At 34.1% G+C, this 19257-nt stretch carries 17 protein-coding genes; 3 read left to right on the top strand and 14 right to left on the bottom strand.

The genetic code is table 11. The annotated features are described in order from the left end of the window. Positions 1-4 precede the first annotated feature (4 nt). The 6 genes from virB11 to SFT90_02210 all read right to left on the bottom strand — a co-directional run bounded on the left by virB11 (position 5) and on the right by SFT90_02210 (position 6573). Positions 5-988: a P-type DNA transfer ATPase VirB11 gene (virB11, locus tag SFT90_02235; GenBank protein ID MDX1949303.1), complete on the bottom strand. Its 984-nt coding sequence runs from the start codon at positions 986-988 to the stop codon at positions 5-7. A 72-nt stretch (positions 989-1060) separates the two neighbouring features. Beyond that, positions 1061-2851, bottom strand: coding sequence for a TrbI/VirB10 family protein (locus tag SFT90_02230; GenBank protein MDX1949302.1), 1791 nt, complete (start codon positions 2849-2851; stop codon positions 1061-1063). Beyond that, a complete protein-coding gene (locus SFT90_02225) occupies positions 2841-3650 on the bottom strand; it encodes a TrbG/VirB9 family P-type conjugative transfer protein (protein MDX1949301.1) in 810 nt (269 codons plus the stop codon). The genes SFT90_02230 and SFT90_02225 overlap by 11 nt, the downstream gene beginning before the upstream one ends. 19 nt (positions 3651-3669) lie before the next feature. Further along, positions 3670-4371, bottom strand: coding sequence for a type IV secretion system protein (locus tag SFT90_02220; GenBank protein ID MDX1949300.1), 702 nt, complete (start codon positions 4369-4371; stop codon positions 3670-3672). 288 nt (positions 4372-4659) lie between these two features. Beyond that, positions 4660-5328, bottom strand: coding sequence for an ABC transporter ATP-binding protein (locus tag SFT90_02215; protein ID MDX1949299.1), 669 nt, complete (start codon positions 5326-5328; stop codon positions 4660-4662). Positions 5329-5331: 3 nt separating this feature from the next. Then, on the bottom strand, positions 5332-6573 hold the full coding sequence (locus SFT90_02210) for a lipoprotein-releasing ABC transporter permease subunit (GenBank protein MDX1949298.1): 1242 nt from the start codon (positions 6571-6573) through the stop codon (positions 5332-5334). Between the two features lie 43 nt (positions 6574-6616). Between SFT90_02210 and SFT90_02205 the strand changes: the two genes are divergently transcribed. After that, complete coding sequence (locus SFT90_02205) at positions 6617-7432, top strand: chorismate mutase (GenBank protein MDX1949297.1); 816 nt, start codon at positions 6617-6619, stop codon at positions 7430-7432. 174 nt (positions 7433-7606) lie between these two features. Here the strand turns inward: SFT90_02205 and SFT90_02200 are convergent, their stop codons facing one another. The 7 genes from SFT90_02200 to SFT90_02170 all read right to left on the bottom strand — a co-directional run bounded on the left by SFT90_02200 (position 7607) and on the right by SFT90_02170 (position 14537). Beyond that, the gene (locus SFT90_02200) at positions 7607-8995 is read right to left on the bottom strand and encodes a sigma-54 dependent transcriptional regulator (protein ID MDX1949296.1); all 1389 of its coding nucleotides are present in this window, start codon (positions 8993-8995) and stop codon (positions 7607-7609) included. A gap of 14 nt (positions 8996-9009) precedes the next feature. Beyond that, complete coding sequence (locus SFT90_02195) at positions 9010-9792, bottom strand: MotA/TolQ/ExbB proton channel family protein (protein ID MDX1949295.1); 783 nt, start codon at positions 9790-9792, stop codon at positions 9010-9012. Positions 9793-9803: 11 nt separating this feature from the next. Next, on the bottom strand, positions 9804-10088 hold the full coding sequence (fliN, locus tag SFT90_02190) for a flagellar motor switch protein FliN (GenBank protein MDX1949294.1): 285 nt from the start codon (positions 10086-10088) through the stop codon (positions 9804-9806). Positions 10089-10264: 176 nt separating this feature from the next. Next, the gene (locus SFT90_02185) at positions 10265-10951 is read right to left on the bottom strand and encodes a FliH/SctL family protein (GenBank protein ID MDX1949293.1); all 687 of its coding nucleotides are present in this window, start codon (positions 10949-10951) and stop codon (positions 10265-10267) included. A 2-nt stretch (positions 10952-10953) separates the two neighbouring features. Then, on the bottom strand, positions 10954-11976 hold the full coding sequence (fliG, locus tag SFT90_02180; GenBank protein MDX1949292.1) for a flagellar motor switch protein FliG: 1023 nt from the start codon (positions 11974-11976) through the stop codon (positions 10954-10956). 3 nt (positions 11977-11979) lie between these two features. Then, a complete protein-coding gene (fliF, locus tag SFT90_02175) occupies positions 11980-13596 on the bottom strand; it encodes a flagellar basal-body MS-ring/collar protein FliF (GenBank protein MDX1949291.1) in 1617 nt (538 codons plus the stop codon). Positions 13597-14033: 437 nt separating this feature from the next. After that, positions 14034-14537, bottom strand: coding sequence for a hypothetical protein (locus SFT90_02170; GenBank protein ID MDX1949290.1), 504 nt, complete (start codon positions 14535-14537; stop codon positions 14034-14036). Positions 14538-14828: 291 nt separating this feature from the next. Here SFT90_02170 and gcvPA point away from each other — a divergent pair, with 291 nt between their 5' ends. After that, the gene (gene gcvPA, locus SFT90_02165; protein MDX1949289.1) at positions 14829-16118 is read left to right on the top strand and encodes an aminomethyl-transferring glycine dehydrogenase subunit GcvPA; all 1290 of its coding nucleotides are present in this window, start codon (positions 14829-14831) and stop codon (positions 16116-16118) included. Between the two features lie 8 nt (positions 16119-16126). On the opposite strand, the gene SFT90_02160 is transcribed toward gcvPA, so the two are convergent. After that, entirely contained in the window at positions 16127-17920 is a 1794-nt protein-coding gene (locus SFT90_02160) for a hypothetical protein (protein MDX1949288.1), read from the bottom strand. Positions 17921-18022: 102 nt separating this feature from the next. Between SFT90_02160 and gcvPB the strand changes: the two genes are divergently transcribed. Continuing rightward, positions 18023-19257, top strand: a 1235-nt coding sequence (gene gcvPB / locus SFT90_02155) for an aminomethyl-transferring glycine dehydrogenase subunit GcvPB (protein MDX1949287.1), incomplete at its 3' end; no start/stop codon positions are given.

Below are 19257 nucleotides of genomic sequence, written 5' to 3'. Positions count from 1 at the left end.
TTAACTACCCCTCAGCGTTCGGCTCATACATTAGTTCGGAGACATATCTTCTTCCGCCGGGGCCGCGTTTTAGTTGCACGACAACTTCAACCACTTGTTTTACATAGCTTTTAATCTCTGATTTACTCATTGAAACGCCAGATTGTAAAACCATTAAGCAGAGCTGTTCAATGGCTAAACGGGGTGTATCTGCGTGAAGCGTCGCAATTGAACCAGGGTGGCCAGTATTCACCGCACGCAAATAGCTGAAGGCCTCTGCACCCCTAAGCTCACCCACGATTAAACGGCTGGGTGCTAAACGAAGGCAGGCCTCAATTAAATCTTGCGTAGTAACTTTGGCTAAACCCTGTCCACCTTTTGATGCAACTAAATGCAGGCGGTTTGGCTGCTCTAGTTTGATTTCCCGAGCATCTTCAATGGTGATAAGCCTTTCTTCGTGCGGGATATGCTTATATAAAGCATTCGCAAAAGTGGTTTTACCAGTTGATGTTCCACCGCTTATAATAAGGTTTTTGCGAGCTTTAACGGCTGTTGTTAGAAAGTTTTTTATATCTTTTTTTTGATAATATTCATTAAGCTGAATATCTATTGGGCTGATTACTTTTTCCGAAGATGCTTCCTGAAAAGCGCCCATTTTCTCATAATCATCAACGCTTAAATTTAGAACGCTTGGCTTACGAATTGAAAACGCTGCTGTGCCTTGTTCCACAGCTGGCGGAAACACCACCTGAACACGATAACCATTTGGTAAAGTTGCAGAAAGAATTGGCGTTTCAAAACTGATGCTCTGGTTAGTAGATTGTGCAATTAACCTGCCCATTGAAAGCAAGTGATTAATATTAAAATTTGGGAGTTCCTTGTGAAAATGCTCGCCACGCTTTTCTACCCAGCAATAAAGTGGTTCGTTGATTGAAACCTCGTTTATGTCTTCCTCTTTAAGGATTTCATAAATGGGTTCAAGATAAGTATTTAATGCTGCTACACTCATTAAGATTTGTTTATGGTTAATAGTTGATGGTTTATTTCCATCAACCATAAACTATCAACCATCAACCAAAGACTACCTTAAAATCATCACTTCATTAACTTCTTCATCTTTGAAGTTAGTTGCGAAATTTGGTGGGAAGCGAAGATCTTTATTTACAAAAACTTTAATTCTTGTGCCTTGATCAATAGTTATTCTAGGGCGTGTATCAACCGAATCCCTAGCAAGCCTTTGTAAATTATTTGCTAAATCAGTAACGCCTTGACGTGCTGCAATTGAAAGATTTGGCCCTGATTCAACCACATTGCCGTTTTCAGTAACGGTGGTTGTGATATCCCTTGCACCTTCTGTTGCGGAATCTGCTAGATAAGCAAAAGCAACGGTTAAAGTGCTTAGTAAAATTGAGCTACCGAAAATTTCAGTAAATCTGTTATCAAGGTTGCCTGTAACACCAGTTCTTCCAAGTAAATCAACCGCAATCATATCTTCACGGCTATCAAGCACAACATCAATGCCATCTGGTCTTATAACGCGAGTCCATATAATATAAACCCTTGCTTGGCCAAATCTAATTTGCGTATCGTAAGTTCCAATAAGTCTTGAGCCTTTTGGAATAAGTATTTTCTTGCCATTTTCTGCGTAAACATCTCTCGCAACAACCCCTCTTAATTTACCGGGTAAGTCAGTATTAATTGCGGTTTCAATGATTGCGTCAAGCACCTTTCCTTGCAGAATAATATTATTCATATCTCTAACAATTTGAACATCTCTGCGATTATTGGTAGAGTCTCTTAATTGATAAGGTTGTTGCCTATCACCTACAACTGCTATACCTTGGTTGATGTTAAATGGCTCACCGCCACCTAAGCCACCATCAAGATTATTATTTGGATCTTCCCTAAATTCTTGAGGTAATTCTTCAGCTGCAGAAACCGTAAACATATTAGCTGAAAGTTGTTGTTGGATATCTTGTGCTACAGGATTGTTTCCATTGTTATTAGTTCCAGCAACGCCAGCACCAGAGTTTAGAGTTGGAAGGTTTGATGCAGAAGATTGATTACCACCATTATTGTTATTATTTTTTTGCGGTTGACCAACTAAAAAATTTACTGCCGCAGATTTTGATTTTTTTGGGTTTTCTTCTTCTTCTTCAAATTCTAAATCATCTAATTCTGCGAATTCATCATCAAACTCATCATCTAGTCCAGATACTGGATCATCAAAGTTGATATCAGAATTTTGATTTGTTGTTGGTTCATTTTCTTTAGTAAAAATTTCACCCGGATCATAGGTTGTAGGTGGAGGCGGGGGCGGTGCTGAAACAACATCAATTGCAGCAAGTGGGTCATTAACTTTACTTTGAATTTCAGCTATTTTTTGTTTATCTGCCTCAGTTTCATTAGCTTTATCTTTACCAGATGTCGGGATTTTAGCTTCTTCCCTAAATTCTTGCTTCATTTCTTCAATTTCAGTAAGAGTTTTTGGGTTCACCTTTTTATTTTTTTTATCTTTAGTGATAGCGTGAACAAAATAAACTAATATCAAAGATGCGGCTACAATAACTATAATATTTTTTTTTGCTGCCATTGAAACTTTTGGGGTTTCATCTAGCAGTTCATCATTATTATTGCTAGTTGGATCAAGAGTATCTTCGATTTTTTTTGCTTGTTCAATTTTATTTTTCTTGCCAAAAATTTTGCCTAAAAGATTACCTTTTTTTTCATCATCTAAAGGGTCAGAATCAGATTTTTTGGATTTTGTAGGTTTATTGCTCGCAACTAATGGGTCGCCGAGATCATCAAGCAGATCTTCGTCTAAATCGTCATCTAAACCATCATCAAAATTTTTATTTTCCTTATCTACCATAGGCCTCATTATAAAGAGAAATTTTCTCAGAACCAAAATATATATTTATCTGTGGCGCAACCCCTTCAACTACATAATAGCCATTACTTAGCTGATAATTAGCAGGAATTTCTTGGTTCTTTTGAGGTGCAAATTTGAATAAAGGTGTGCTTTGATTATTAAACTTTATATATGTCTTAGAGCCATCATCAAAAACCTCTGAGGGTGAGAGGGATTCAGGGCCAGTGAGAGTATAATTATAGTTTAAGCCAAGATTTCCTTGTTGCATTGGTTGCGTTGCAGGTGGGATATTCATCATCATAGGCTGGGTGGCTACAGGTGAAGCACCAAGCTTAACTTCTGGCACTGAAACATTATTCAAAGGCATATTTGGGGTTGGCAATTGCATCATATTTTGTGCTGGCATTGTCGGAGTGTTTAACATTGGTGGTGGAGCATCACCGCCATTTTCTGGGTAATAAAATCGCACAACATACATTATATCGTTAATAGAATTGGTGATTGAAGAAAATTCAAATTGATAGGTTCTTTTATCAGTTATAACCGTTACATTTGTTAGTAAATTTGATTGTAACGCTCTTAAAATAATTTTGTTTCTAAGCGGGGTAACTCTAAAATATCCTGAATTTCCGAGCGATATAGTGCGGATTTTTTCATCATCTTCAAACTCAATAGTGGTTTGATATCCATAAGTTGTGGTAACCCTAAAAACATCGTTTGGGCCATAAACAAAAGTTCTAATTCTGGAGTCAGTTCCAATGCCTTTATTAGCCTCAGAGCTGAAACTTCCAAAAATCAAAAAAATTAAAATAAATATGCTATATTTTCCTAGCACTTTGTTCCTCTGAAATATTATATTTAGTAATTTGAACACCAAGAGGGTTAATAAACCTTTCGGTTTCTGATAAGTCTAAGTTTCTATATTGATATTCAAGTGTAACTATAAAATTTTCTTCTTTAACATCTTTTTCATTTAAGATTCCAACCGTTGGCATTTTAGTTTTGCTTAAGCGAATTTGAATAAGATTTGTTTTTTCATCTAATTCAATAAGTGATTTAACTTTAGCTTCAATTTTATGCTGAAAACCTAACGAAATAGGGCTTCCCTTACGATTTGGATCAATGTATTGTTTGAATTGTAAGTATACATCTTCACTAGACATCAACCTAACCACTTGATAATAATTGAAGTTATACTCAGCGATATTATAGCCCTCTCGAGCTAAAACATATCTAACCAAAGATGAATTTCTAACCGCTTTTTCAGCAGGTAATTGGCGAACTTGGTTATTGTCAACCTTAGTAATTATCCCAGTGTTTTCCTCAATTTGAACAATAAACGGCTCATAAACTTTTTCAGAGTTTAATTTTATAACATTAATTATAGTAAGCCCAAAAATAAAAATCATTATTACAAGCAGGGTGAACAGAACATTCCTTTGAATTAGAACGGTTTCGTATCTATCCTGATACCAGTTTTTTATTTGTCTAACCGTTTTATTTTTTGATAAAAAGCTCATAAATTTCAAAGTCCTTAATAGTTAACATTCTATTAATTTTTATTAAAATTGCAAGGTTATAATGCCATATAAGATATTAATAAATTTTAGATTTATTAGAAATTATCTTATTTTTTTAATTGTCACCCCGCACTTGTTGCGGGGTTAACAAAAAAAAATATACTCAAACTAAGGTTTGAAAAAGCTTTTAACCATTAACCCCGCAATAAATGCGGGGTGACAATATTTGGTTAATTGCCTAAAATCCTAGATTATTATATTCAAAAATATTTTCTAAAGATACCAAACCTAGTTAAGCTTTCCAGCTTTTAGCATATAAGTTGCTTGGGTTTGAGATGAAATTTCTCTATTATGTGTTACTATTACAAGCGAGGCCGAGGTTTCCTTAACCGCATTAAAAAACAACTCAGAGACGATTTTAGTGTTTTCAGGGTCTAAATTTCCAGTTGGCTCATCAGCAAGAATTAATTTTGGCTTATTTGCCATTGCTCTTGCTATAGCAACCCTTTGTTGTTGCCCGCCTGAAAGCTCTGAGGGCTTAAAATTCATTCTATCTTTTAGCCCTAATTTTTCTAGTAATTCTTTGGCATATTTAACCGCTGATTGATTATTATTACCTAATAAAGTTTGAGGGATAATAACATTTTCAAGTGCAGTGAAATCAGCAAGTAAATGATGGTGTTGAAATATAAAGCCTATATATTTCAATCTGATATCAGAAAGATAATTGTCATTTTGGTTTTCAATTCTATTACCACAAATTTCAATTTGCCCTTCATCTTTGCTAAGAAGCAAGCCAATAATTTGCAGTAAAGTTGATTTTCCACAACCGCTTTCACCTATAATTGATATAGATTGCCTCTCCTTCAACTCTAAGTTGAGATTATTTAGAATATTTATCTTTTCCTTACCTTGTTCAAAAGATTTTGAAATGTTATTTAATTTTAGAATGGTCATTATCTATTCATATTTTAATGCAGTTGCAGGCTCAATTTTTGATGCCTTGTAAGCTGGGTAAATTGTTGATAGCAAAGTTAAAAATACCGCAAGAGAGGAAATTTTTATCACATCAGATTTTCTAACTTCCGCTGGTAATTGCGAGAGGAAATAAATTTCTTCCGCAAATAAATTTGTATCTGTGATTGATTCTAAAAACCTTCTAATTTCTTCAATATTTGCAGCAAAACTGAGGCCCAAAATAACGCCAAAAATAGTGCCAGTGATACCAATTACTGAGCCGCAAATCACAAAAACCCTAATGATAGAAAATTTTTTCATTCCTATAGTTCTTAAAATTGCGATTTCCTTATTTTTATCACCAACCAACATTACCATTCCAGAAATTATATTGAAAACCGCTACTAAAATTATCAAAGCCAGTATCAAAAATAAAACATTTGATTGAACATCAATCGCACTTAAAAAACTCTGATTCGCTTTTCGCCAATCAGAAATAAAAGTTCCTTTCGGGATAATTTTTGTAAGCTCCATCTTAATATTATCAAGGTTTAGAGGGTCATTCGCAAATACTTCAATTTGATTTACAGCATCACCTAAGTTAAAAAATTTCTGCCCTGCAGAAAGCGGAATAAATAAAATTGAAGAATCATATTCAAACATTCCAACATTAAAAACGCCACTAACTTCAAAATCTTTAATTCTAGGAATTGAGCCAAAAAAACTAGAGTTAAAACTTGGCGAAAGTAATTTTATATTATCATTTAGTGATAAATTAGTTTGCCTTGCAAAATAAGCACCTGCAAGCACTTCAAAGCTATTATCTTGATAAATCTCACCAGCGACCACCGAATTTGCGAGGATTTTTTTATTAAGTAAATCATCTTTTCTAATGCCTCTAACCATAAGGCCGATATTCTCACCATTAATAACAGCCAAAGCCTGACCATAAACGGCTGGGTTAGAAAATTTCACGCCAGAAATATTTTTTATTTTAGAATTTAATTCATCATAATTTTGAATATTTCCCTCAAAAGAGGCAACAGAAATATGGGCGTTTATACCAATGATTCTTTTAATAAGCTCAGTTTTTACGCCGTTCATTACTGCCATTGTTACAATTAAAGTTGCAACGCCAAGCATTATACCAAGAAAAGATAAAATTGTAACCGCAGAGGCAAAACCTTCTTTTTTTCTGGCTCTTAAATATCTACCTGCAATTTTTAGTTCTAATTTGAAATTCATTAGTATATTAATCTACAAAATTTTATCTTTTTTATACAAGCCAATGGATATAACGCAAAATAAATTATCTTTAGATCAGCTTCGTAAAGAAATTGATAGCATAGATAGTGAGATTTTTAATTTACTTCTAAAAAGGCTTTCAGTGGTAAAAAAAGTTGGCGAGCTGAAAAAATCTAACCAGAAAAATCGTTCAATCATTAGGCCTGCGAGGGAAGCGAGTATGGTTAGGAATATTTATAATAAAGCAAAAAAGGAAGGACTTAATGAAAATATTTCTATCGGTTTTGCGTATTTATGGCGACAAATAATTTCTGTTTCCGTTAATTTTGAGGAAGCAACAAATATTTGTTATAACAAAAATAATAAATGTGGGCTTAATAAAGCTAAGGAATATCTAGGTATTTTTAGTGAATATAAAGATTGCAACTCTGATGAAGAAGTTTTCACTAGACTAGAAAATCAAACTTCAAATATAGCCATTTTTTCTACAAAACCAAATCAAGAAAATTTTGAAAAGCCTTGGTGGCTCTTACTTTCAGAGAAATATTATAATATATCAATTTTTGCGGGCTTTCCGTTTTTCAAAAAGCAAAATGAAAATGAAATTGATCTAGAAAAAATATCAAAGCAAATTTCTTTAGTGGCTCTTTCAAATATAACGCCAGAGCCAAGTGGCAGAGATATTTTTGTTTATGTTTTGAAAGGAAATGCAAAAAATATATTGCAAGATAATTTTATAATTATTGATGAATATAATGATTATAAACTTCTATTTTCATTGGAAAATTATTCAAGCGAGCATTCGGAAAACTCTAAAAATTATAATCTAAAATATCTTGGTTGCTTTGCAGTTTTTTAGGTAAAAATAAAAGTGGTTTTTAGCCCAATAATCACAAATTGTCACCCCGTGCTTGTCACGGGGTTAATTGCTAAAGGTATATTAAATCCTAGGTTTTGAGATTGTTTTATGATTAACCCCGCACAAGTGCGGGGTGACATTCAAGGCTAGATAGGGGTTTTAATAGTCAAAAATTCAGCTACCAACAGCTATTTTTTCTTCATATTCTTTTAATTTATTATGAAGCGTCCGGATTGAAATTCCTAAGATATTCGCTGCTTTGCTTCTATTACCAGAAACACTATCAAGTGTTTTAAGAATCATCTCTTTTTCAACTTCACTAATGGTTCTACCGACTAAATTATTTTGAGAATTATTATTTTCTTGCACAGAAATATTAGAATTTTCAGCGGAACTAATTTCAGTTTTTACAGAATTCTGCTCGCTTAAAAAATTTAACAAGCTTGCAGAATTGACGAAATCTGTTCCTTCTATAAGCAAAGAGGTTTTATCAATACGATTATTATTACTAAGCAAGACGGCTCTATGCATAGTGTTTTCAAGCTCCCTAACATTACCAGACCAATTATAATTTATTAGGGTTTCCATCGCTTCGTCAGTGATAATTTGCTTCGGCAAACCATTAGATTTTGCGTATTTTTCAGCAAAAAATTCAGCGAATTGTTTTATATCAGATTTTCTTTCTCTAAGTGGCGGTAATTGCAGGTGAATTACATTAAGCCTGAAAAGTAAGTCTTCTCTAAATTTCCCTTCTTGCACTTCTTTTTTGAGATCACGATTGCTAGTAGCAATAATTCTAAGATTGATTTTTATTGGTGTATTTCCGCCAATTCTAGTGATTTCTTTTTCTTGAATTGCACGGAGTAATTTTGCTTGCAAACGAATATCCATTTCAGAAATTTCATCAAGCAATAATGTTCCGTTATGAGATTCTTCAAACTTACCAATTCGCCGATTTAACGCACCAGTGAAAGCACCTTTTTCATGGCCAAAAAGCTCAGATTCCAAGAGATTTTCAGGAATTGCAGCACAATTTAGAGAAACTAAATTCTCATTTTTTCTATTACTTTTTTCGTGAATATATTTTGCAAAAACTTCCTTACCTGTGCCAGATTCGCCAGTGACTAGAACATTCGCATCAGAAGGGGCGATTCTATCCACTAACGCCACGATTGACTTCATTTGTGGAGATTGCGAGATAATTTTGCTTTCTTCATTTTTAGTAACTTGCTCTAAAATTGCGATGATTAATTCTTCCTCAGGGGGCAGGGGCAGATATTCTTCTGCACCAGCACGAATGGCATTTCTAGCCTTTTCGCTATCAGCATTAATGCCATAAGCGATAACGGGAATTATAATTCTTTCACGCTCTAAATTTTCACAGAAAGTTTTTATGTCTTCGCTTACTTCAATAAGAACGGCCTCAACGCTTGCACCAGATAGGAGTTTTTCAAAGGCTTGGTTTGGATTTTCAGCACTAACGATTTTTCCACCTCTATTCATTACAATTTTGCAGGCAGAAGAAACCTCAGATTCAATTTTTCCAATAACTAAAATTCGCATATTCTAAAAAAACTTTATTGTGTATATTTTTTTAGTTTTTTATCAGGCGGTAGTAAAGCGTTTAATTTCATTTCAAGCATATAAGGGCCTTCATTGCGACCTATGCTCATTATGGCCTCTGCAAACATTGCAAGCAAATCAGATTCTACTGAGGAATTTCTTTCTAACTTAGTCGCAAGCGGTTGCAAAATCATGTATGAAGTTACCGCACCATAAAGCGTGGTAAGTAAGGCAACCGCCATTGCTGGGCCAATTTTTGAAGGGTCATCTAACGCACCTAACATTTGCACTAAACCAATTAAAGTGCCAACTAAGCCCATTGCAGGTGCGATTTCTGCTGCTTTTTTAAGGATTTCAATAGTTTTTGAGTGGCGTGATGCAATGGAAGAAATCTCCTCAATCATAATTTTTTCAGCTTGTTCTGGCTTTACGCCATCAATAACTAAATTAATATTTTTGATAAAAAAACTATCGTCAGGAAATAATTTACTTTGCTTTTGCAAAGATAAAATACCTTCTTTTCTAGAAATATCAGCAAGTGTTAAGCATTTTGAAGCAACAGATTTTACATCACTTGGGGTAAAAAATAAAGTGCTACCAACAACACCGAAAGCCTTAAAAACATCAGAAAATGTAAAGCTACCAGCGGAAATAAATAATGTTCCACCAAACACGATAATAATTGAAGGCACATCAAAAAAAGCACCTGGTTTACTTCCAATAAATATCGCAACTAAAACCAGTAAAAGCCCTAATAAAATACCAAGTAATGTTGAAAATTCTGCCTTGCCAGCCATAATTAGTATAGTTATTCCTTATCATTCTTGATAATTTCTGTCATTGTAATGCCAACTTTATCTTCAACTACAACAATTTCACCACGAGCAATACATCTATTATTAACATAAAGTTCAACCGGTTCACCAATTTTTCTTTCTAGTTGGATAATTGAACCTTTGCCCATTTTAAGAAGTTCCTCAACGGAGATCTGCGTTTCGCCAAGCACAACTGTAACTTCCACGGGAACATCTTGCACTACTTCCAAATCAAGGTCATCACCCGGAACGAAATTATTTACTTGATTTTCACTCACTTCAAATTTTTTTTAATTTTATTATTTATTCCCTCCCCTGTTTACGGGGGAGGGTTAGGGTGGGGGCATATTAAAGCCAAGACTCTTGCAATTAATAAAAAGCCCCCCTCTTAATCTCCCCCCGTAAACAGGGGGAGAAATTTTTCTAATTTTTAATCAAACCTTAAAAAATTAAACTACAGGGTTTTTATAAATTCAGCAAATATTTCATCAATCGCGTTAATTCTTTCATTCAAATTTACTGAAATGCCACTTTTTTCCCACTCAATATAAATTTCATTATGATTAAGATTTTCTGAAATTTCAAATTTTGGCATAGTATTAGGAAGATTTTTAACAAAAAATTCCTCAATAGAAGATTGTAATTTTATAATTAGAGTTTCATTAGCTTTGATTAAAATTTGAGGCTCTTTTTCTATGATTTTAGAAATATTTTCAATTGCGTTAATAAATATTTCGCTTGAATTTTCATTAATTTTATTAGCACAAATTTTCTTAACAAATTCATTACTTAGTTTTGCCAGATTTAATTTATATTCTGCTTGTTCAGTCTTGAATTTTTTTAAGCTTTCCAAGAACCTTGTAAGCATTGAGGAAACTTGATCTTTAATTCTAATATCTTCATTTTTTAGATAATTATCAAATTCTTGCTTAGCTTTGCTGTAACCTTCTTCAAATGCTTGTTGTTTTGCTTTTGCAATTTCAGATTCAAATTGTTCCTTAGTAAATTCTTTGTCTTCACTTTTATTTTCTAAGCTAAAAAAACTAAATTTTGAGATTGTAGAAACAGCATTTTGCGATTGAGAAACTTCAATAGTTTGCCCATTTGAAAAATTTACAAGATTTAATTTAGAGATGTTCATAGTTAGTAAATCATTTGCTCTTGCTCTTCATCACCCTCTGGGATTTTAATCTCGCCAGAATCCGCTAATTGCCTTGCAGTTTGCACGATGCTCATTTGTGCTTCATCAACTTCACTTACTCTAACTGGCCCCATTGCCGCCATATCATCTTTGAGGATTTTTGAAGCCCTTTCAGACATATTGCTAAAGAACATATTTTTTATTTCTTCCGGTGCACCTTTTAATGCGATAGGAAGTTTAGCTTTATCTGCACTTCTTAAAATTGCTTGAATTGCCGTGTTATCAAGTTTTTTGAGGTCTTCAAAGGTGAACATTAAATCTCTAATTTTTTGAGCCATATCAGCATTTTTCTTTTCTAGCATTTCAAAAAATTTACTTTCAGTTGACCTGTCAAAATTATTAAAAATTTCAGCGACCATCTCATATGTGTCAGATTTCTTGCCAGTTGAGAGGCTAGACATAAACTCAGCCTGTAAAATTTTTTCAATGTCGCTAACAACCTCTCTTTTTACCGGCTCCATTTCTATCATTCTTCTTATGGTTTCTAGGGCAAAATCTTCAGTGAATAGAGATAAAACTCTTGAAGCCATTGAGCTTTTTAACTTTGTTAAAATAAAAGAAACCGTTTGAGGGTGTTCATTTTTAAGGAATGCTGCGAGTAATTCTTCATCAACATTATTAAGCCTATCCCAAGTATCCTTTCCCATTGGGCCAGCAATATCACCTAGTATAGATTCAACTTTATCTGCGCCTAGGGCTTTTGAGAGAATTTTTTTTGCACTATTAATATCGCCAACAATAGTTTTGCCAGCACTAAGTTCATCATTAAATTCAGTTAGTAATGTTTCAACCTTAGAAGGCTCAACTTTTCCAAGTGATGACATTGTTTGAGAAATTTGCCTTATCTCATCTTCGGTCATCAAGGAGAAAATTTTGGAGGCAACTTCCTCATCAAGGCTCATCATTAGAATTGAAGCCTTTTCAACGCCTAAATTTATGTTTTCTACTGGTGGTTTATTTGCCATAAATTATTTATTTTGTGCCAGCCAAGATCTAATTACAGCAAGGGTTTCTTCAGGGTTATTATCAATAATTTCATTCACCCTTTGTGAAACAGAATTAGCCATTTTGCTTTGAATATTATCTGTAATATTTATTGCCCCACCTATTTGTTCTGAGGTTTCAGCGGATTGCATCATCTTTATTAATCTTTCTTGTTCAGCTTGGGCTTTAGCTTCTTCCGCCTCAATATCTGCAGATGAAACATCAAAAGCCTTATTAACTAGCGGTTTAATAACAAGTAATATTATTAAAATTGCCACAATTCCAAGCACCACTGTTTTTACAATACTATCAATATCTCTCATTAACCAATCAAAAGCCCCTTCTTCGGCCATTAAGTGTGCTGATTCTCTTGAGAAAGGCATATTTATAATTTCAACCTTATCGCCTCTTTTTTCATCATAGCCAATTGCGGAGCGAACTAGGGTTCGTATTTGATCAATTTCCTCATCACTTCTTGGGATGTAAGTATCATTATTTTGGGAATCTTTTGCATATTTTCCATCAACTAGAACTGCTACAGAAATTTTATTAATTTGGCCACCATCATTCACTTTGTTAGTTATTGTTTTAGATATTTCAAAATTAGTAACTTCATTTATTTGTTGATTATTTTCTGAGCTACCACCCCCTTGAGGGTTTTCACCAGTTAATTCATTTGCAACAGTTACTTGCCCAGCTGCAGAATTTGAACTTCTGCCATTTTGCTCGCTAGTTTGTGTTGAGCGAACAACTTGCCCATCAGGGTTATAATCTTCAGAAACGGAAGTAATCTTTTCAACTGAAACATCAACTGAAACTTGTGTTTCAACTTTGCCAGCACCAACTGCTTGTTCTAATAATGAATTTATTACATTCTTGAGTCTTTCTTCCATTTTGAATTTGAAATCTGAAGCATCACCTGCAGAGCCAAAACCTTCATCACCAGAATTTTTAGCTCTTGCAAGTATCCTGCCTGAGCTATCAACGATAGTTACTTTAGAGGGTTTCAAACCCGGCACAGATGAACTCACTAAATGCTTTACCGCCTGTGCTTCTTCATCTGGAACATTTAAGCGATTATTAAGCGTTAAAACAACTGAAGCCGAAGGCTCAAAATCATTTTTTCTAAAAACATCTTTTTTAGGAACAACCAAATGCACCCTCGCAGATTTGATAGAGCTAAGAGAGCTTATTGTTCTTGCAAGCTCACCTTCTAAAGCTCGCACAAGATTTACATTCATTACAAAATTAGAAGTGCCTAACATTTTTTCTTTATCAAAAATTTCATACCCAACTATTGAGGCTTGGTTTGGCAAGCCTTTCTCAGCCAGTAACATTCTAACTCTCAGCACATCACTACTTTCAACTTGAATTTCAGAGCCACCAGAAGCAACATTAAATTTTACACCAATTCGCCCCAGTTCGGTTACAACTGCGGCACTATCATCATTGCTTAAATTGCTGTAAAGTGTTGTCATAATGGGGGAAGTCAACCTCATAGAGAGGAAGGAAAATATTATAAGCAAAGCAACGCCTACCGTTCCCAAAATTATCTGTTTTGGCGAGGCAACCGCCTTCAATGATTGTAAAACATTATCCATATTTTAGATTAAATTAAGAAACTTTATTCTAGCAAATAAATGAAGAAAATAGCTATTTTTAGCGGAATAAGAATTTGAATTTTAATAACAAATTAAGTAAGTGATGCATTTTTGTTGCAGTGGATTTACTTGAAGTCATTCTGAGAGAAGCGAAGAATCTATTTAGTTATAATGAGCCGGGGATTTGTGTAAGATGAATGAAATTTTTGTCAGTATTCAATATACATAGATTTAGATTTTTATTCCATCTTGAGCGAAGCGAAAGGTTTAAAAATCAACGACTTGGATTATTCGCTTCGCTCAGAATGACACTTAATCTATACTTATTGAACACTGCGTAATTATGATTGCAATGACTTATATTTTCCTTTTATTACTTAGTAATGCTTTTTCTGCGTCGCCCTTTTGAACAAGCTCAGTTTGAGCAGAATCCATCTTTATTTTTGCCTTAGCTGCGGCATATAGAGGGTTTTTTTAGAATTTCTGCTTAAATAAGCCTCAGTTGCTTGTAAAAACTCACTGTAAGAACTAGGAAGCATTAAAAATGTCTTTAAGTTAATAGGTCCAACAATGACAGAATCTCTACCATGTAAATCGCTAAATGAATCTTTTGTTTGCACTATATTTTTAAACGCAGTTGAAAGAGGTATTTCTCTAGGCTTTTCAAAAAAAATATTAGCATTTTTAAGTGCCTCATTATAGTCTACATCATTTGTAATTCCTTCTCTAAATTTCCTTAAATGCTCTACAAAATCATGAATATCACCTTCGGTGGTTATTGGAAGGCCAACAAGTTTGCCATCTCTATCGTATCCCCCCCCCATAACTTGAGTTGGATTGCCAGCAAGCTCCTCAGAAACTTGAAGATTTGGGTTGTTAGCAACTAATAATTCTCTTAGTGCTTCTAAAATTTTAATGTGTTTTTTTAATGTATTCATCATTACTGATAATTATAATTTTTTAATTTGATTTGAAACTACAATAAACTATAAAAGTTAAAAAATCGTTAAGAAAATAAAAAAAGTTAGGGTGGTATAATTATAAATAATAAACTATTGAAATTCCAAAAATCTCTCCCCTTTTAAGTGGAGAGGAATTAATGACCAAATAAATAAGTTATAGAAAATATTGTATAACCTGATTTTATGTTTTAATTATTATCTAACGCCTCTCCCCTCGGGAGAGGAAAGATTTTCAAGCTAGATAATACGAACTTAGAAAAAAATAAATTTATGCGTTATTTACCACTTACAGATAATGAAAAATCTCAGATGCTTGCCACTATTGGCGTTAAATCAGTTGATGATTTATATGTTAATATTCCAGCTTCTGTTAAGGCGAAAACCAAGATAAATCTGCCAAATCATTTGGGGGAAATTGAAGTTGAAAGGAAGTTAAACTCCTTCGCAAATCAGAATTTGCCAGCTTCAGATTCTGCATTTTTCCTAGGGGCAGGGTGCTATAATCACCATGTTCCAGCGAGTGTGGATTATATAATCCAGCGTTCGGAATTCTTAACTTCCTACACGCCGTATCAGCCAGAAATTGCACAAGGAACAGTGCAGTATATCTTTGAATTTCAAACCATAATCGCACGCTTGACAGGTCAAGAGGTTGCTAATGCTTCAATGTATGATGGTGCAACTTCAATGGCAGAAGCTGCTTTGATGGCTCTGCGTATTAAAAAAGATAGGAAAAAAATCAAGCTCGCTCCAAAAATTCACCCTCATTATGTTGAGGTTTTGCAAACTTATTTCTCAAATTATCCTGAAATTTCTATTGAGGAAGGTGAGCCTTGTGAGCAAACCGCTTGCTATATTGTGCAATCTCCAAATTTCTTTGGTGAGCTGCAAAATTATGATTCTATCCGCCAAAATTGCGATAAATCTGGTGCTTTAATGGTGGTGGTTATTAATGAGATTCTCTCGCTTGGTTTAGTAAATCCGCCGTCGCAAGCTGATATTGTATGCGGTGAAGCTCAATCTATTGGCGTTGGTATGAATTATGGTGGGCCTCATCTTGGCTTTTTCGCTTGTAAAAAAGAATATGTTCGCACTATGCCGGGGCGTTTATGCGGTGAAACGATTGACGCAGATGGCAAGCGTTCATTTGTGTTGACGCTCAGCACTCGTGAGCAGCATATCAGGCGTGAAAAAGCAACCTCAAATATCTGCACAAACCAAGGGTTGATGGCTCTGGCATTCACTGTTCACGCTGAATTGTTAGGAGAAATTGGCTTCAAACAACTTGCGAAAATTAATCACGCAAAAGCTTGCCAATTATTTGATGAAATCACAAAAATAAAAGGTATCAAGCCAATTACAAAAAATTTCTTCAATGAGTTCGCAATTGAACTTCCAGCAAATATAAATGTTGTTGAGTTGGTAGAAAAACTCTCAAAAGAAAACATCATCGCAGGTTACGCCGCTGATAGCAAAACCCTTATCTTATGTGCCACTGAACTTACGAAAGATGAAGATATTGCAAAGTTGGTTGAAGCGTTGAAAGTGAAGATAAAATAATTTAGATTTTAATTTCTGCCAGAAGGTGTTGTATCTTTTATAAATTTCTTTTGAGTTTTATCATACCTGTAATTTGCCATTGAGTTTGGATTATCAGTTTTTATTCCAAGGTTTTTAATATCTTGAGGTGTTATTAATCCTGAAAAGAGCATGTCTTGAAAAATAGCGTAAGTGGCATCTTTATCTTTAACTTCTTTAAGCATTAAATTGTAGCCTTTAGCAGTCAAATCTAAATCAGAAACTTCGTCATAACGGGTAAAGTTTTCTTCTATTAAGGGTTTTTGAGGGCTGAAGGCATCATTAAAATTATATCCTAATAAATCATGAGCAATTTCGTGAAAAGCAAAAGCACTTAGCTCGTAAGTTTTATCAAAATATTGCAAATTATTATCATACTCATATGCAATAAGGCATAAATTAGCGTATTTATATTCCGCAGAATCTTTATCAAGCTTTTTCTTGTTTAATTTTTGTATTAAATATTCTTGATAAAGATGTTCCATTTCATGAAGTAAAACTGGGGTAGTATTTATAAAAGTTCTATCCATTATATTCATAGTAGATGGATATTGGCTATCTTCAGTGTAAGTGTTGCATTGGCTTACATACTCTATCTTTGCTGGCTTTCTTGGTCGAAAAAAAGGTTTGTAAGATGGCGTAAATACCCCGCGTTCATTTTTTTCTGCTATGCTATTATTATGATGGATTTCAACTTCAAAATCATCTGGAATTCCTGAAGCTTTCTTAAATGACCTAAGCATTATTCCTGATAAAATGTCAGCATCTACTTCTGTGTAATTATCAAAATTTCTTAATTCCTCTAAAATATTTACTTTTCCATCTACTGATTTATCTCTTAGTAGTTCCTTTTCCTTTTCAGTTAGCTTCTCAAAGTCATAATTCATTAATTCGTTTAATGTATGAACTAGCCTTTCCTGTTGATGTTCTAGGATTTCTTTTGGGTAGTAAGTGTTGGAGATAACCTTTTTTGGATTCGCAACTGAAAATTTCAAAATACTCGTATTAAAATCATAACCAAATTCTGAAAACTCTCTGTCATTAAATATCAATGTTAAAGCTGAGGCATCTTGATTATAATCATGAGAAAAAGGTACTACAGCAGTTGTTTTTTCTAAAATGTTTTTTGTTACATTTTCTAGGAAATTTTTATCAATATCTGTAAATGACGCAGCGGTTAGTTTTGCATTTTCTGATAAAGCTTCCCCCTTTAATTCTTTTGGTAGAATATTTTCATGTACAAAATATTCTTTTCCGTAAAATGCTAATTTTTCTGGGCTTTCGCTATTTAATTCTTTTAGGTCTGAGCTATTTATTTTTCCTAAAAAACTTGAAATTTGTTCTTGATATTTATCATATTTATCATATCCAGCAGGCTGATAATAATTGCCACTAGCTATCAGATAGCCTAAAAAAACTCCTTTTTGTGCTGGGTTAAGAGAGTTGTAAGTGGATTTTTGTTCTTCCGTAAAGCAAGAAAAAATATACATTAAACCCATAGGGTTACTTTCTTCTAAAAGAATTTTATTTTCATTTAAAAATTTTATTGAATCAGCATCTTCAAGGGCTTTAATGATTTGCTTAGGAAAAAGAAAGTTACGATCGGTTGTGATATTACCAGCAAAAGGTGTTGTCAAAAAATTATATTTCTGCTCTTCTGTTGTAAATCCAGTGTTATTAAAAAGTCCTTTATCTTCGCAATAATTTACTAATTCAGTTTTTTCTGCATCAGTAATGGTTTTGCCATTTGCTATTTTCTCTAGTATTTTTAAATATTTTTCCATAAAAATATTCTATTACAAAAATGTTAAGAAAAGATTAAGAAAATCAGTTTTATTTGGTCTAAAAATTGTTATAAATACATATCAAAGAAAATTTTTACTATTATGTTAGCTCAAAAAACCATAACTAAAAATGATGTTAATATGAATGAAATCAATGATTTAGACGAAATAATCGGTGGTTCGCGTGCCTTGAAATATGAGGAAAAGCTTATATTTGAGCAATCTTCAAAAGGTGCTTGTGGTGTTGATTTGCCTGAGGTCAAAAACTTTGAAAACAGAACGGGGCAGGGCGTTCGTGAAAATATTGGTTTAGCGGAAGTTTCTGAGCCTCAAGTTGTTCGTCATTTTGTGCGTCTTTCAACTCAAAATTACTCTATTGATAGCGGAATTTTTCCACTTGGTTCTTGCACGATGAAGCATAATCCTCGTTTGAATGAAAAAACTGCTCGCATAAAAGGCCTTTCAAATATTCACCCTCTCCAGCCGGAATCATCAGTGCAAGGTGCTTTGGCGTTGATGTATGAGCTTCAAAATTGGCTCAAGGAAGTTTCAGGTTTAGATGCAGTTTGCCTTACGCCTGCTGCAGGTGCACACGGCGAACTTGCTGGTATTATGACTATCCGTAAAAAATTTGAAGTTGAAGGAAAGCAAAGAAAAGTAGTTATTGTGCCAGATTCTGCACACGGCACAAACCCTGCAACTGCTGCGATGTGTGGCTATGAAATCCGCCAAATTCCAACCGCTAAAAATGGTTTGGTTGATTTTGACGCCTTCAAAAATGCACTTTCAGAAGATGTTGCTGCGATAATGCTAACTAACCCTAACACTTGCGGTTTATATGAATCTCAAGCCCACGAAATAGCAGATGCAATTCACAAAATTGGAGCATATTTTTATTGCGATGGGGCGAATTTCAATGCAATAGTTGGTAAAGTTCAACCAGCTGCATTCGGTGTTGATGTTATGCATTTTAATCTTCACAAAACATTCTCAACCCCGCATGGTGGCGGTGGCCCTGGTTCTGGACCTATTGCAGTTTGTTCGGAGCTTGCACCTTATTTGCCCCAGCCGATAGTTGAAAAAGAAGGCGATAAATATAAATTAAATTCAAACAACCCAACTTCACTCGGCCGTTTGCGTGGCTTTCAAGGGCAATTTGGAATGTTTGTGAGGGCATTAACCTATATGCTTTCGCATGGTGGTGATGGTTTGAAACGCGTTGCTGAGGAAGCCGTTCTTAACGCAAATTATGTGCGTGCATCTCTCAAAGATTATTACAATATTCCGTTTGATGATTTCTGTATGCACGAATTTTTGATGAATGATAAATTCCAGAA

The sequence above is a fragment of the Rickettsiales bacterium genome, from assembly GCA_033762595.1.
Classification (GTDB): Bacteria; Pseudomonadota; Alphaproteobacteria; order Rickettsiales; family UBA8987; genus JANPLD01.
Note: the sequence above shows the minus strand (reverse complement) of the source record. Positions and strands in the feature narration are given on the sequence as shown.

What these genes read in the sequence shown, in the direction of transcription:
- virB11 (MDX1949303.1), bottom strand. Translation starts at nt 988, where the DNA reads ATGAGTGTAGCAGCATTAAATACTTATCTTGAACCCATTTATGAAATC.
- SFT90_02230 (MDX1949302.1), bottom strand. Translation starts at nt 2,851, where the DNA reads ATGGTAGATAAGGAAAATAAAAATTTTGATGATGGTTTAGATGACGAT.
- SFT90_02220 (MDX1949300.1), bottom strand. Translation starts at nt 4,371, where the DNA reads ATGAGCTTTTTATCAAAAAATAAAACGGTTAGACAAATAAAAAACTGG.
- SFT90_02215 (MDX1949299.1), bottom strand. Translation starts at nt 5,328, where the DNA reads ATGACCATTCTAAAATTAAATAACATTTCAAAATCTTTTGAACAAGGT.
- SFT90_02210 (MDX1949298.1), bottom strand. Translation starts at nt 6,573, where the DNA reads ATGAATTTCAAATTAGAACTAAAAATTGCAGGTAGATATTTAAGAGCC.
- SFT90_02205 (MDX1949297.1), top strand. Translation starts at nt 6,617, where the DNA reads ATGGATATAACGCAAAATAAATTATCTTTAGATCAGCTTCGTAAAGAA.
- SFT90_02200 (MDX1949296.1), bottom strand. Translation starts at nt 8,995, where the DNA reads ATGCGAATTTTAGTTATTGGAAAAATTGAATCTGAGGTTTCTTCTGCC.
- SFT90_02195 (MDX1949295.1), bottom strand. Translation starts at nt 9,792, where the DNA reads ATGGCTGGCAAGGCAGAATTTTCAACATTACTTGGTATTTTATTAGGG.
- SFT90_02185 (MDX1949293.1), bottom strand. Translation starts at nt 10,951, where the DNA reads ATGAACATCTCTAAATTAAATCTTGTAAATTTTTCAAATGGGCAAACT.
- fliG (MDX1949292.1), bottom strand. Translation starts at nt 11,976, where the DNA reads ATGGCAAATAAACCACCAGTAGAAAACATAAATTTAGGCGTTGAAAAG.
- fliF (MDX1949291.1), bottom strand. Translation starts at nt 13,596, where the DNA reads ATGGATAATGTTTTACAATCATTGAAGGCGGTTGCCTCGCCAAAACAG.
- SFT90_02170 (MDX1949290.1), bottom strand. Translation starts at nt 14,537, where the DNA reads ATGATGAATACATTAAAAAAACACATTAAAATTTTAGAAGCACTAAGA.
- gcvPA (MDX1949289.1), top strand. Translation starts at nt 14,829, where the DNA reads ATGCGTTATTTACCACTTACAGATAATGAAAAATCTCAGATGCTTGCC.
- SFT90_02160 (MDX1949288.1), bottom strand. Translation starts at nt 17,920, where the DNA reads ATGGAAAAATATTTAAAAATACTAGAGAAAATAGCAAATGGCAAAACC.